General features: G+C 71.9%; 12 protein-coding genes and 1 tRNA gene. 6 read left to right on the top strand and 7 right to left on the bottom strand.

Annotation, left to right across the window (positions count from 1 at the left end; genetic code table 11):
• Positions 1–240 precede the first annotated feature (240 nt).
• Positions 241–654 carry a hypothetical protein gene (locus N8I86_RS15420; protein ID WP_123439684.1) on the top strand — a complete coding sequence of 138 codons (414 nt, stop codon included), beginning with the start codon at positions 241–243 and terminating at the stop codon, positions 652–654.
• A gap of 34 nt (positions 655–688) precedes the next feature.
• Positions 689–1558 carry a spermidine synthase gene (locus N8I86_RS15415; protein WP_263278022.1) on the top strand — a complete coding sequence of 290 codons (870 nt, stop codon included), beginning with the start codon at positions 689–691 and terminating at the stop codon, positions 1556–1558.
• A 14-nt stretch (positions 1559–1572) separates the two neighbouring features.
• On the opposite strand, the gene N8I86_RS15410 is transcribed toward N8I86_RS15415, so the two are convergent.
• Complete coding sequence (locus tag N8I86_RS15410) at positions 1573–2094, bottom strand: hypothetical protein (protein ID WP_073900666.1); 522 nt, start codon at positions 2092–2094, stop codon at positions 1573–1575.
• Positions 2095–2192: 98 nt separating this feature from the next.
• On the opposite strand from N8I86_RS15410, the gene N8I86_RS15405 reads away from it, so the two are divergent.
• The 3 genes from N8I86_RS15405 to N8I86_RS15395 all read left to right on the top strand — a co-directional run bounded on the left by N8I86_RS15405 (position 2193) and on the right by N8I86_RS15395 (position 5897).
• Positions 2193–2912, top strand: coding sequence for a response regulator transcription factor (locus N8I86_RS15405; protein ID WP_073900449.1), 720 nt, complete (start codon positions 2193–2195; stop codon positions 2910–2912).
• Complete coding sequence (locus N8I86_RS15400) at positions 2909–4312, top strand: sensor histidine kinase (protein ID WP_123437733.1); 1404 nt, start codon at positions 2909–2911, stop codon at positions 4310–4312. The genes N8I86_RS15405 and N8I86_RS15400 overlap by 4 nt, the downstream gene beginning before the upstream one ends.
• 112 nt (positions 4313–4424) lie before the next feature.
• Positions 4425–5897 (top strand): glycoside hydrolase family 18 protein, encoded by a 1473-nt coding sequence (locus N8I86_RS15395; RefSeq protein ID WP_263278021.1) that lies wholly within the window; start codon positions 4425–4427, stop codon positions 5895–5897.
• A gap of 64 nt (positions 5898–5961) precedes the next feature.
• Here N8I86_RS15395 and N8I86_RS15390 read toward each other — a convergent pair whose 3' ends face one another.
• The 4 genes from N8I86_RS15390 to N8I86_RS15375 form a co-directional block, all read right to left on the bottom strand.
• On the bottom strand, positions 5962–7392 hold the full coding sequence (locus N8I86_RS15390) for a GH1 family beta-glucosidase (protein WP_263278020.1): 1431 nt from the start codon (positions 7390–7392) through the stop codon (positions 5962–5964).
• Positions 7393–7506: 114 nt separating this feature from the next.
• Positions 7507–8397, bottom strand: a complete 891-nt coding sequence (locus N8I86_RS15385) for a carbohydrate ABC transporter permease (protein ID WP_073900457.1) — start codon at positions 8395–8397, stop codon at positions 7507–7509.
• The gene (locus N8I86_RS15380; protein WP_073900459.1) at positions 8394–9419 is read right to left on the bottom strand and encodes a carbohydrate ABC transporter permease; all 1026 of its coding nucleotides are present in this window, start codon (positions 9417–9419) and stop codon (positions 8394–8396) included. The genes N8I86_RS15385 and N8I86_RS15380 overlap by 4 nt, the downstream gene beginning before the upstream one ends.
• Positions 9416–10747, bottom strand: a complete 1332-nt coding sequence (locus tag N8I86_RS15375) for an ABC transporter substrate-binding protein (RefSeq protein ID WP_073900461.1) — start codon at positions 10745–10747, stop codon at positions 9416–9418. The genes N8I86_RS15380 and N8I86_RS15375 overlap by 4 nt, the downstream gene beginning before the upstream one ends.
• Positions 10748–11081: 334 nt before the next feature.
• Between N8I86_RS15375 and N8I86_RS15370 the strand changes: the two genes are divergently transcribed.
• Complete coding sequence (locus N8I86_RS15370; protein ID WP_073900462.1) at positions 11082–12137, top strand: LacI family DNA-binding transcriptional regulator; 1056 nt, start codon at positions 11082–11084, stop codon at positions 12135–12137.
• 154 nt (positions 12138–12291) lie between these two features.
• Here N8I86_RS15370 and N8I86_RS15365 read toward each other — a convergent pair.
• Positions 12292–12364: transfer RNA gene (locus N8I86_RS15365), tRNA-His, on the bottom strand.
• A 117-nt stretch (positions 12365–12481) separates the two neighbouring features.
• Positions 12482–13084, bottom strand: a complete 603-nt coding sequence (gene orn / locus N8I86_RS15360; RefSeq protein WP_073900464.1) for an oligoribonuclease — start codon at positions 13082–13084, stop codon at positions 12482–12484.
• Positions 13085–13185: the final 101 nt, after the last annotated feature.

Raw genomic sequence — 13185 nt, 5'->3', positions numbered from 1 at the left:
GAACCATGCCGGGGCCGGGGCGGATTCGGGACGAGTTGTCCGAGTGACGCCCTGGTTCCGGCGGGCATGAACGTACCTGCTGTGAAGGACCCGCCACGCAGTGTTTGGCTACAAACCGGATATCTCATCCACGTTCTGCCATGAAGTGCCATCCTTTGCGGCGCACTTGTGCCGTAGCCGTTGACGCGCTCGCGCGTTGGACTCCACGGACCGCAACAGGGCTGTGTGGTGGAGGCCGGCATGCAGACCAGCCAGAGCAACGAACCTTGTACGCCGCCGCCGTCGGCAGCGGCCGCACCCCCGGGCGACCCGGGATGCGACCTCGTGACGGTGCCGTCCCGCCAGGGTCTGGAGGCGGTCGACATCCTGCGGCGCGTGGCCGCGGACGCGGTGGGACCCGTCCTGCACGACGGCGGCTGCGACACCCTCGGCTTCCTGGTACCGGCCGGCACCGCGGCCGGCTGGGACGTACCGGGCAGCACCTGCACGGAGACGGACGGCCGCGGACTGCGGCTGGACCCGGTGCCGCCCGTCGAGGGCTCCCACTGGCTGCTGCCGCCCGGTGACGCCGATCTCGCCACCGACCCGGCCGTGCTGCGCCGGGCCCTCGGGGAGGCGGCCCGGATGATCGAGGCGGCCGACAGCTGCCGGTGAAGCGCCCGCCCGGCCCACCTGCGAGACTGGACGAATGGGCAGGTCCAGGAACCCGCGGCGCAGGTCCGCCGCCGTCGAGGCAGTCGTCGAACCGGTCGACGGCGGACTCGCGGAACTCGTGCCCGACCCCGACCGCGGCCGGGCCTGGACCCTGCTGATCGACGGCGCCCCCCAGTCGCACGTCGACCTGGACGACCCCGCGTACCTCTCCTTCGAGTACCAGCGCCGCCTCGGCCACGTCATCGACCTCGCCGCGCCGCCCGGCAGGCCCGTGCACGTCGTGCACCTCGGCGGCGGCGCCCTCACCCTCGCCCGGTACGTCGCCGCCACCCGGCCGCGCTCCACCCAGCAGGTCGTCGAGCGGGACGCCGAGCTGGTCCAACTGGTGCGCCGGGAACTGCCGCTGGATCCGAACGCGCGGATACGGGTGCGGTCCGTGGACGCCCGGGAAGGCCTCGCCAAGGTGCCGGACGGCTGGGCCGACCTCATCGTCTCCGACGTCTTCAGCGGCGCCCGGACCCCGGCCCATCTCACCTCGGTCGAGTTCCTCGACGAGGTCCTCCGCGCGCTGAAGCCCTCCGGCGTCTACGCCGCCAACCTCGCCGACGGCCCCCCGCTCGCCCACCTGCGCGGCCAGATCGCCACCGCCGCCGGCCGGTTCGGCGAACTCGCGCTGATCGCCGACGCCGCCGTACTGCGCGGCAAGCGCTTCGGCAACGCCGTCCTCGTGGCCTCCGGGCTGCCGCTGCCCGTCGCCGAACTCACCCGCCGCGCCGCCTCCGACCCGCATCCCGCCCGGGTCGAACACGGCAGGCGGCTCACCGACTTCACCGGCGGCGCGCTCCCCGTGACGGACGCGGCGGCGGTGGCCTCCCCGGCCCCGCCGCCCTCCGTCTTCCGCTGAGCACCCGCCCTTCGTCAGTAGGTGCCGACCTCCACCCGTGGCGGGCCGTCGTGCCAGGTGCAGAACACCGACACCCGGTCCGCACCCCGGCCGAACTCCACCCGGATCCACGTCTCCGTCTTCCACAGCTGCATCGACCAGCCCGCCCCCGGAGTCGCCGAGACCAGCGTGGCGCTGGACGGACCCAGTTCGAACACCGCCCTCCCGCCGTCGGTGTCGTAGGCCTTGACACGACCGGACGCACGACGGGACGACGGGGCGGTCGCGCCGGGGGAGGGGCTGTGGGCGACGGGGGTCCGCGACGGCGAGGGGGCCGCAGAGGCGGACCGTCGGCGCGACGGGGACGCGGAGGCCGACGGCCCCTTCGACGCCGCCTTCACGTCCCGGGCCTTCGCGTCGGCCGCCAGGACCGGCAGGGCGCGCGGCGGGTCGTAGGCGGTCCCCGCCATCACCGTGTGCACACCCCACCACGACAGCGTGACCGCCGCTCCCGTCGCGAGCAGCCATGCCAGTACGTGTACGAGTCCTCTGCGCATCGCGGCCATACTGCCCCAGGGACACCGCGGTGCGCACATGCCCCGAGTTGTCCACAGGCGCCGGACCGCCGTCCCGCACATGGCGTACGGTGCGGCGCATGGCAAGTGTGCTCGTCGTCGAGGACGACCAGTTCGTCCGCTCGGCGCTCATCCGGCATCTCACCGACGCCACGCACACCGTGCGCAGCGTCGGTACGGCACTGGAAGCGCTGCGCGAGGTCGCCCATTTCCGTTTCGACGTGGTCATCCTGGACCTCGGACTGCCCGACCTGGACGGGTCCGAGGCCCTGAAGATGCTGCGCGGCATCACCGACGTGCCCGTCATCATCGCCACCGCCCGCGACGACGAGACGGAGGTCGTCCGGCTGCTGAACGCCGGAGCGGACGACTACCTCACCAAGCCCTTCTCCGTCGAGCACCTCTCCGCCCGCATCGCGGCCGTGCTGCGCCGGGCCCGCACCGGCGGCGCGGAGGTCCCGCCCTCCTCCGTGCTCCGCGTCGGCGGACTGACCGTGGACCCGCTGCGCCGGCAGGCCGAACTGGACGGTGTGCGCCTGGACCTGACCCGGCGCGAGTTCGACCTGCTCGCCTTCCTCGCCGGGCGACCCGGTGTCGTCGTCCCGCGCAAGGAACTCCTCGCCGAGGTCTGGCAGCAGTCCTACGGCGACGACCAGACCATCGACGTCCATCTGTCCTGGCTGCGCAGGAAACTGGGGGAGACGGCCGCGCGGCCCCGCTATCTGCACACCCTGCGCGGGGTCGGCGTGAAGCTGGAGCCCCCGGCGCCGCACGCCGGCGAGGGGGTGCCGCCGCGATGAGATGGGCCCTGGTCAAGGTCTGCCTGGCGGTCACCACCATGGTCGTGGTCGCCTTCGCCGTCCCGCTCGGACTGGTCGTCAGGGAGATGGCCCGCGACCGCGCGTTCTCCAGCGCCGAGCGGGAGGCCGCCGCGGTCGCGCCCGCGCTGTCCATCACCACCGACCGGGACGAGCTGGAGCGGGTGGTGGCGTCCGCCGGCGCCGACTCCGGCTTGGCCGTGCACCTGCCCGCGAGCGGCGGCCGGGCCGCGATCGACCTCGGCCGGCAGCGTGCCGCCGACCGCGACATCGCGGCCGTGCGCAGAATGGGCCGCGCCTCCACCGGCACCGTCACCGGCGGCTCCACCCTGCTCCAGCCGGTGGCGCTCGGCTCGGGCGCGATCGCGGTCGTCGAGGTCTACGTCCCCGAGTCCGAGGTGACCAACGGCGTCGGCACGGCCTGGGCGGTGCTCGCCGCCGTCGGACTCGCGCTGATCGTCGGCTCGGTCGCCGTCGCCGACCGGCTCGGTGTGCGCATGGTGCGCCCCGCCCAGCGGCTGGCCGAGGGCGCCCACGAGCTGGGCGAGGGCCGGCTGGGCGCCCGGGTGCCGGAGGACGGCCCGCCCGAACTGCGGCAGGCCGCCGTCGCCTTCAACTCCATGGCCGACCAGGTGGTGCAGCTCCTCGCGAGCGAACGGGAGCTGGCGGCCGACCTCTCCCACCGGCTGCGCACCCCGCTCACCGTGCTCCGGCTGAACGCGGCCTCCCTCGGCGCCGGTCCGGCCGCGGACCAGACCCGGTCCGCCGTCGCCCAGCTGGAGCGCGAGGTGGACACCATCATCCGCACCGCGCGCGAGGCCAAACCGCAGACGGCGGCGGCCGGTCCCGGCGCCGGGTGCGACGCCGCCGAAGTGGTCCGCGAGCGGATGGAGTTCTGGTCCGCGCTCGCCGAGGACGAGGGCCGCAAATGGCGGGTGGCCGGTGTCGACCGCCCGGTGCGCATACCCGTGGCCCGCACCGACCTCGCCGCCGCGCTGGACGCCCTCCTCGGCAACGTCTTCCGGCACACCGCCGAGGGCACCGCCTTCGCCGTCGACGTGCACAACGGCGACGACGCGGTGATCGTGCTGATCTCCGACGCGGGCCCCGGCATACCCGACCCGGACGCGGCCATGGCCCGCGGCAGCGGCTCCGGCGCGGCCGGCTCCACCGGTCTCGGCCTCGACATCGTCCGCCGGCTCGCCGAGTCCACGGGCGGCGACGTCCGCATCGGCTCCTCGGTCCTGGGCGGCACCGAGGTGCGCATCTGGTTCCAGCTCGACGGCCGGGGGCCGGCCGGGCGCGGACACCGGGGGTCGGCACGGAGGCGCCGCGCCCGCAGATTGGTCTCGACCTTTAACCGTCCCCGATCGCTTCCTTAAGCGAACCCTAAGGTTGTCAACAGCCGCCCCGATCAGGCGCTTTGTCCGATTCCGGCTCGCTAGCGTGCTGCCGCACCTCACTCCCCCGTGAACAGCGAAAGCAGGCACGCGCATGAGCACCCACCGGCGCAGGATCAGTGGCAGGAACAAGGCGATAGGCGGCCTGGTGGCCGCCGCGGTGGTCGGCGGCGGCGCGGTCCTGCTCACCGGCACGGCCAACGCGGCCGGTGTTAACGCCGCCTTCACCAGGACCAGCGACTGGTCGACCGGATACACCGGCCAGTACGTCGTCACCAACAACAGCGGCGCGACGGAGAAGACCTGGACCCTGGAGTTCGACCTCCCGGCGGGCGCCAGGCTCTCCTCGCTCTGGAACGGCGAGTCGAGCGTCAGCGGCCGGCACGTCACCGTGAAGCCCGCGAAGTGGGACACCGACGGCCTCGCCGTCGGCAAGTCGGTCACCGTCGGATTCGTGGTCGACGGCAGCGGCGACCCGACCGGCTGCCGTATCGACGACGCCCAGTGCTCCGCGGACGGCAGCGCGACCCCCGAACCCAGCGGGCGGCCCACCCGGAGCCAGTCGCCGACGGCCACGCCGGCCCCCACCGGGTCCGCCACCCCGACGGCGACGGCCACCCCCACCCGGACCGCGACCCCCACCCCCACGGGGAGCACCGGCAGCGGCACCACCGCCTCCGCCGGCTTCGCCCCCTACGTCGACACCTCCCTCTACCCGGCGTTCGACCTCGTCGCCGCCGCCGACGCGACCGGCGTGAAGAACTACAATCTCGCCTTCGTCACCGACGGCGGCGGCTGCACCCCCAAGTGGGGCGGCGTCACGGATCTGACCGGCGACGGCGTGGCCGCGCAGATCGGCGCGCTGCGCGCCAAGGGCGGTGACGTCCGGGTCTCCTTCGGCGGTGCCTCCGGCTCCGAGCTCGCCACCACCTGCTCCTCCGCGGACGCCCTGGCCGCCGCGTACGGCAAGGCCGTCGACGCCTTCGAGCTGACCAAGGTCGACTTCGACGTCGAGGGCGGCGCGCTGCCGAACACGGCCGCCAACACCCGCCGTGCCCAGGCCATCGCCAAGCTCCAGAAGCAGCACCCGGGCCTGGACGTCTCCTTCACCCTGCCCGTGATGCCCGAGGGCCTCACCCAGGACGGCGTGAACCTCCTCGCCGACGCCAAGGCCAACGGCGTGCGGACCGGCACCGTCAACATCATGGCGATGGACTACGGCCCCGCCTACAGCGGTGACATGGGCACCTACGCCGAGCAGGCGGCGACGGCCACCCAGGCACAGGTCAAGAGCGTCCTGGGGCTGTCCGACTCCGCCGCCTGGAAGGCGGTCGCCGTCACCCCGATGATCGGCGTGAACGACGTCTCCTCCGAGGTCTTCACGGTCGGCGACGCCACCCAGCTGGCCGGCTTCGCCAAGTCCAGGGGACTCGGCGGGCTCTCCATGTGGTCCGCGGCCCGAGACAAGCAGTGCGCCGGCGGCACCAAGCCCACCGCCGACGCCACCTGCAGCTCCGTCGCCCAGGACAAGTTCGCCTTCACCAAGGCGTTCGCCACCTTCGGCTGACCCGCGACGCGAGGACGAGCAGGGGCGCGGCACTCCGGGGGAGTGCCGCGCCCCTCCCCCCGTGTCAGACCGCCGGCTCCACCGGCGGCAGCACGCCGGTGCGCGCCGCCTCGGCGTACCAGCGGGCGCTGGACTTCGGCGTCCGCTCCAGCGTCGCGTAGTCCACGTACACCGCGCCGAACCGCTTGTCGTAGCCGTACGCCCACTCGAAATTGTCCATCAGGGACCACAGGTAGTAGCCGCGGACGTCCGCGCCGTCGGCGAGGGCGCGGCGCACCTCCGCCAGATGACCGTGCAGGTAGGCGATGCGCTCGGGGTCGTGGACGCTGCCGTCGGGCTCCGGCTTGTCGTCGTAGGCCGCGCCGTTCTCCGTGATGTACAGGGGCAGGCCCGGGGCCTCGCGCGAGTAGCGCATCAGCAGGTCGTACAGGCCCGTCGGGTCGATCGACCAGCCCATCGCCGTCCGGTCGCCCGGCGACTGGTGGAACAGCACGTCGTCGGCGCCCGGCCAGGGGGAGTGGTCGCTGGCGCCGTGGCCGTCCGCCCGCGGGCCCTTGACCTCGCCGGGTGCGGCCGACACCATCGCCGGGGTGTAGTAGTTCAGGCCCAGCGCGTCCACGGGCGCGTGGATGGTGCGGACGTCGCCGTCGAGGACGTACGACCAGTCGGTGAGGGAGGCCGTGGCGGCGAACAGCGTCTCGGGGTAGGCGCCGTGCAGCATCGGTCCGTGGAAGACGCCGTTCGCCAGGTCGTCGATCCGGCGGGCCGCCGCGAGGTCGGCGGGGTCCTGGGAAAGGGGCCGCACGACCGAGGAGTTGAGGCTGACCGCGATCCTGGCGCGGGCCGGGAGCACCGCGCGGAGCGCCGAGACGCCCAGCCCGTGCGCCAGGTTCAGGTGGTGCGCCGCGCGCAGGGACGCCACCGGGTCGGTGCGGCCGGGGGCGTGCACGCCGGAGCCGTAGCCCAGGAAGGCGCTGCACCAGGGCTCGTTCAGGGTGATCCACTGCTCCACCCGGTCGCCGAGCGCCTCGCCGACGAGCTGTGCGTACTCCGCGAACCTGAGCGCCGTGTCCCGCTCAGGCCAGCCGCCCGCGTCCTCCAGCTCCTGCGGCAGGTCCCAGTGGTAGAGGGTGACGGCGGGCTTGATGCCGCGCTCCAGCAGCTCGTCGACCAGCCGGCGGTAGAAGTCCAGGCCCACCTGCACGGCCGGGCCCCGGCCGGTCGGCTGCACCCGGGACCAGGAGACGGAGAAGCGGTACGCGCCGAGGCCCAGCTCCGCCATCAGCGCCACGTCGTCGCGGTAGCGGTGGTAGTGGTCGACGGCGATGTCACCGGTCTCGCCGCCCGCGGTCCTGCCCGGCGTACGACTGAAGGTGTCCCAGATCGAGGGGGTGCGGCCACCCTCCCGCACCGCGCCCTCGATCTGGTACGCGGAGGTCGCGGCACCCCACAGGAAGGAAGGAGGGAAGGAGACGGGGGAAACGGAGTCAGGCATGGAAGCGCTCCCAAAGGGGGTCGAAGGTGACCGACGAGGTAAGGGGGAGAAGACGGTGCCCGCGGGCGGGAAGGGGGCCGGGACTGCGGTGGCCCGGCCCCTGGGGAACGGGCGTCAGCCCTTGATCGCGCCCTGCATGATCCCGCCCACGATCTGCTTGCCGAACAGCAGGAAGGCGATCAGCAGCGGCAGCGTGCCGAGCAGCGCGCCCGCCATGATCACCGCCTGGTCCGGGACGTAGCCGGTGCCGAGCGAGTTCAGGGCCACCTGCACGGTCGGGTTCTGCTGGGTCAGGGCGATGATCGGCCACAGGAAGTCGTTCCAGGCGAACACGAACGTCAGCAGGCCGAGCACCGCCATCGCGGGCCGGGCCGCCGGGAAGACGACGTGCCACACGATCCGCAGACTGCTCGCGCCGTCCACCCGGGCCGCCTCGATCAGCTCCGAGGGCAGCGCCTGCACCAGGTACTGCCGCATGAAGAACGTACCGAAGGCGGTCACCAGGCTCGGCAGGATCACCGTCTGGAGCTGGTTCGACCAGCCGAGGTCCGACATCCACAGGTACAGCGGTACGACGGCCAGCTGCGGCGGGATCATCATCGTGCCGATGGTCAGCAGCAACAGCAGGCCCGAGAACCGGAACCGGAGCTTGGCGAAGGCGAAACCGGCGAGGGTGGAGAACAGCACCGTGCTGACGGTGATCGTGCCCGCCACGAGAACCGAGTTGAACATCGCGGTGCCGAGGCCCGCCTGGTCCCAGGCGGCCTCCATGTTCTTGAACAGGTTGCCGCCGAACCACAGCGGCGGCGGGGTCTCGGCGAGCCGCCGGTCGGTGCGCGAGGCCGCGATCGCCGTCCACACCAGGGGAGCCAGCGACACGAGGGCGAACACGGTCAGCACCACATACGTCACCGGGCCCGCGTGCAGCTGCCTGCCCGCGCCCGTCGCCCGCCGGCGGCGCTCCTTGGCGGGCGCCTGGGGCAGCGTCAGTTCACTGGTCGTCATTGGGACTTCCTCAGCCGTCGGGTGAGCAGCAGGTTGACCGCGGCGACGATCAGCAGGATCAGGAACATCGACCACGCGATCGCGGACGCCTTGCCGAGGTTGCCGATGATCCAGCCCTGGTCGTACATGTACAGACCGAGCGTCTGGTACTGGTGCTCCGAGCCGCCCTTGGACCCGCTCACCCCGCCGAACAGCAGGACCTCGCCGAAGAGCTGGGTCGCGCCGATGGTGGAGACGACGACCGTGAACAGGATCGTCGGCCGCAGCTGCGGGACGGTGACGTGCCGGAACTGCTGCCAGCGGTTGGCGCCGTCGAGCGCCGCCGACTCGTACAGATCGGCCGGGATCGCCTGCATGGCCGCGAGGTAGATCAGGGCGTTGTAGCCCGTCCACCGCCAGATCACGATCGACGACACCGCGAACTGCGAACCCCAGTCGGACTCACGCCAGTTGACCGGGTCGACCCCGAAGAAGTGCAGGATCCAGTTGATCATGCCGCCGTCCCACGAGTACAGCAGCGTGAACACCAGGGTCGCTGCGGCCACGGAGGTGGCGTACGGGGTCAGCATCACGACCCGCCAGGCGGTGGAGCCGCGCAGCTTGTAGTTCAGCAGGTGCGCCAGCCCGAGCGCGGCCAGCAGCTGCGGCACGGTCGAGATGAGGCCGATGGTGAAGGTGTTCTTCAGGGCGTTCCAGAAGAAGTCCGAGGACAGCAGGTTCTCGTAGTTGTCCAGGCCCGCCCAGGTCTGGTGGTCGAGGGACGACAGCTGCACGTCGTGCAGCGAGTACCAGGCCGTGTAGAGCAGCGGGACCAGGGAGAAGGCCCCGAAGAGAAGGAAGAAGGGGGCGACGAAGGCGTACGGCGACGCCTTCATGTCCCAGCGGTACAGCCGGCTGCGCCAGGAGTCGGCGCCTGCCGGCGTACCGCGACCCTGAGCGCCCCGGGCCGCGCCCGGCGGGGTGCCGGGCGCGGCCTCGGCGCTCGACGCGGGATGCGCGAGAGCCTCTTTGGAGCTGGTCACTGGCCGAGCACGTCCTTGATCTCATTCTTCGCGGCGTCCCAGCCCTGGGCGGGCGTCTTGCCCTTCTGCTCCACCTGGAGGATGCCGACGTCGGTGAGCGCGGTGTTGATCGGCTGGTCCTTGATGCCGAAGTACTGCGTCGGGATCGTCTTCGCCGAGTCCGAGAAGATCTGCGTGATCGGCGCGTCGGAGAAGTAGGCGGTGGTGTCCGCGGCCGGCTTCAGACTGCCGTACGCCGACGGGGTGGAGGGGAAGCTCGCCTGCTTGGCGAAGACCTTCGCCTGCTGCTCCGGGGCGGTCAGCCACTTCGCGAGGGCGATGGCCTCCTTCTGGTGCTTGCCGGCGGTCGGCACCCCGAGGAAGGAGCCGCCCCAGTTGGCCGCGGTGGGCGCCGCCGCCACGTCCCAGTTGCCCTTGCCGGAGTCGCCGGACTTCTGCTCGATGTAGCCCATCATCCAGGCCGGGCAGGCCACGGTCGCGAAGGTGCCGTTGGCGAAGCCCTGGTCCCACGGCTTGTCGAACTGCTTCAGCTTGGCGGACATGTCGCTGGTGGCCACGCTCATCGCGACGTCCCAGGCGGTCTTCACCCCCTCGGACTTGTCCCAGATGACGTTGTCGCCCTTGTCGTAGTACCGCTCGCTCCCGCCGCCGAGGGCCGCGTTGTAGACGGAGGACGCGGAGTCCACGAACTTGGTGCCCTTGGGGGCCTTCTTCATGTACTGCTTGCCGAGGTCGACGTACTTGGCCCAGTCGCCCTTCCAGGCGTCGGCGAGCTTGGTGCGGTCGGTCGGCAGACCGGCCTTCTGGAAGAGGTCCTTGCGGTAGCAGATCGCCATCGGGCCGATGTCGGTGCCGAGTCCGATGAGCTTGCCGTCCTTGGTGGTGGCCTGGGCGTTCTTCCAGTCCAGCCACTGGGACTTGTCGACGTCCTTGCCGAGGTCGGCGAACTTCGCGCCCTGCGTCTGCACGGCCTCGGTGATGTTGCCGACCTCGATGGCCTGGATGTCGTCGGTGCCGGAGCCGGCCTGGAGGCGGGTCAGCACCTTCGGCCAGTAGACGTCGGTACGGGTGGTGACGTTCTCCTTGATGTTGATGTCCTTGTGGAGCTTCATGTACTCGTCGTAGAGGCCGGCCTGCTTGTAGCCGAAGACGCCGAAGGTCCCGACGGTCAGCGTGATCCTGCCGTTGCCGTCGCCGTTGCCACCGCCGTCCGAGTTCGACGAGCCGTCGTCCGAGTCGTTGGCGCAGCCGGCCAGCAGCCCTGTGGCCAGCGCGGCGACGACCGCGAGGGCCCCCAGCCTGCGTGACCCGCGGATGCTCGTGCGCATTGCGTCCTCCTGTTGCCTGACGTGCCGACCCCCCGGCCAACTGCACTGGAATGAGGCCCGTTCGTACTCGCTGCGGCTCGGGCGGGGAACGTGCGGGATGTGTAGGTGTCAGGTACTGTGGGAGCGCTCCCACAAGTGATGTGTTGAAGAGTCGCGGGTCCGGGGCGGGGTGTCAAGGGAGGGGACGGGGCCAAGTCCGTTCAGTTATCGGGACGTTAACTGGAGCAGCGGCCTCCGGAACAGCGGGGCGGCGGGCGCACACGGGCGGCGACCACGGAGAACGGTGCTGTTACATTCGGCCAGCACGATCGACGCGGCGAGAGAGGCGGAGCCCATGGCAGGCCAGGGAGGGCGGGGCCGGAGCGGTGGGCGGCCCACGCTCGAGGAAGTCGCCGCCCGGGCCGGGGTCGGCCGGGGCACGGTGTCGCGGGTGATCAACGGCTCGCCCCGGGTCAGCGACGCCACCCGGGCCGCGGTCGAGGCCGCGGTCGCCGAACTCGGCTATGTGCCCAACACCGCGGCCCGCGCCCTCGCCGCCAACCGCACCGACGCCATCGCGCTCGTCGTCCCCGAGCCGGAGACCCGGTTCTTCGCGGAGCCGTACTTCTCGGACATGCTCCGCGGTGTCGGAGCCGAACTCTCCGAGACCGAGATGCAGTTGCTGCTGATCTTCGCGGGCAGCGACCGCGAGCGGCAGCGCCTCGCCCAGTACCTCGCGGCCCACCGTGTCGACGGCGTCCTGCTGGTCTCGGTGCACGCCGACGACCCCCTGCCCGATCTCCTCGCCCAGCTGGAGATCCCGGCCGTGATCAGCGGCCCGCGCTCGGCCGGCGAGACGCTCACCTCGGTGGACTCCGACAACTACGGCGGCGCCCGCTCGGCGGTGGAGCACCTGCTGTCCGGGGGGCGCCGGCGGATCGCGCACATCACCGGCCGCCTGGACGTCTACGGCGCCCAGCGCCGTGTCGACGGCTACCGCGAGGCGCTGCGCGACGCCGGCCACGAGGCGGACGAGCTCCTGGTCGAGCCGGGGGACTTCACCGAGGAGGGCGGCCGCCGGGCGATGTCGGTGCTGCTCGGCCGCCATCCCGATCTGGACGCGGTCTTCGCCGGTTCGGACGTGATGGCGGCGGGCGCCCGCCAGGTGCTGCGCGAGGCGGGCCGCCGCATCCCGGACGACGTGGCCCTCGTCGGTTACGACGACTCGGCCATCGCCCGCCACATGGATCCGCCGCTCACCAGCGTCCGCCAGCCCATCGAGGAGATGGGCCGCGCCATGATCGACCTGCTCCTGACGGAGATCGCCGACCGCCGTCCGTCCGCCACCCGGGACCTGGAGCGACGGCACGCGGTGCTGCCGACGGAGCTGGTGACGCGGGCGTCGTCCTAGGGATCGTCCCGGCGGTCCGCCGGATGCCGGGCGTACCCGGCTTTCGGCGCCGACCGCACGCCGACCGCACGCCGGCGGGGAGCGTGCGCACGGGAGGAGAAAACGAATCAGCCGGTGACCCGTCCTTCGACGGAGTCACCGGCTGATTACTCAGGGTGAGTGACGGGACTTGAACCCGCGGCATCCTGGACCACAACCAGGTGCTCTACCAGCTGAGCTACACCCACCATGACCGGCATTCCGAGGAGTGCCCTCCCCGACCGGCTGAGAAGAAGTCTACAGGGTCCGAAGGGGTGCTCGCGCACAGGTTTTCGCGCGGGCCTTCCGAACGGACCCCGGCGGGGCTAGCGCGCGGGCACGACGTGCTTGGCGGCGATCGCCCTGGCGGTGTCGGTGTCCGGTCCCGGCTGCGGGACGAAGACGGCCTCGCGGTAGTAGCGCAGCTCGGCGATGGACTCGATGATGTCGGCGAGCGCCCGGTGGTTGCCGTTCTTCTCCGGGCTGTTGAAGTACGCCCTCGGGTACCAGCGGCGGGCCAGCTCCTTGATCGAGGAGACGTCCACGATCCGGTAGTGGAGGTAGTCCTCCAGGGTCGGCATGTCCCGCAGCAGGAAGCCGCGGTCGGTGCCGACGGAGTTGCCGCACAGCGGAGCCTTGCCCGGCTCCTTCACGTGCTCGCGGACATAGGCGAGGACCTGCTCCTCGGCGTCCGCCAGGGTCGTGCCGTTCGCCAGTTCGGCGAGCAGCCCGGACGCGGTGTGCATCTGACGCACCACCTCCGGCATCGTCTCCAGGGCCCGGTCCGGCGGACGGATGACGATGTCCACTCCCTCGCCGAGTACGTTCAGCTCGGAGTCGGTGACGAGGGCGGCCACCTCGATGAGAGCGTCGTCGGACAGCGAGAGGCCGGTCATCTCGCAGTCGATCCACACCATGCGATCGTTCATGTGTCTCACCTTACGGCGCGCCGCGCCGCGCCGGACCGGGCATGCGGTGACCCGGTGACCGCGGCCACGGCAAAGGGGGCGGAGTCGGACTCCGCCCCCTC

It is taken from the genome of Streptomyces albidicamelliae (assembly GCF_025642175.1).
Classification (GTDB): domain Bacteria; phylum Actinomycetota; class Actinomycetes; order Streptomycetales; family Streptomycetaceae; genus Streptomyces; species Streptomyces albidocamelliae.
This window is presented reverse-complemented; position numbering and strand designations above follow the sequence as displayed.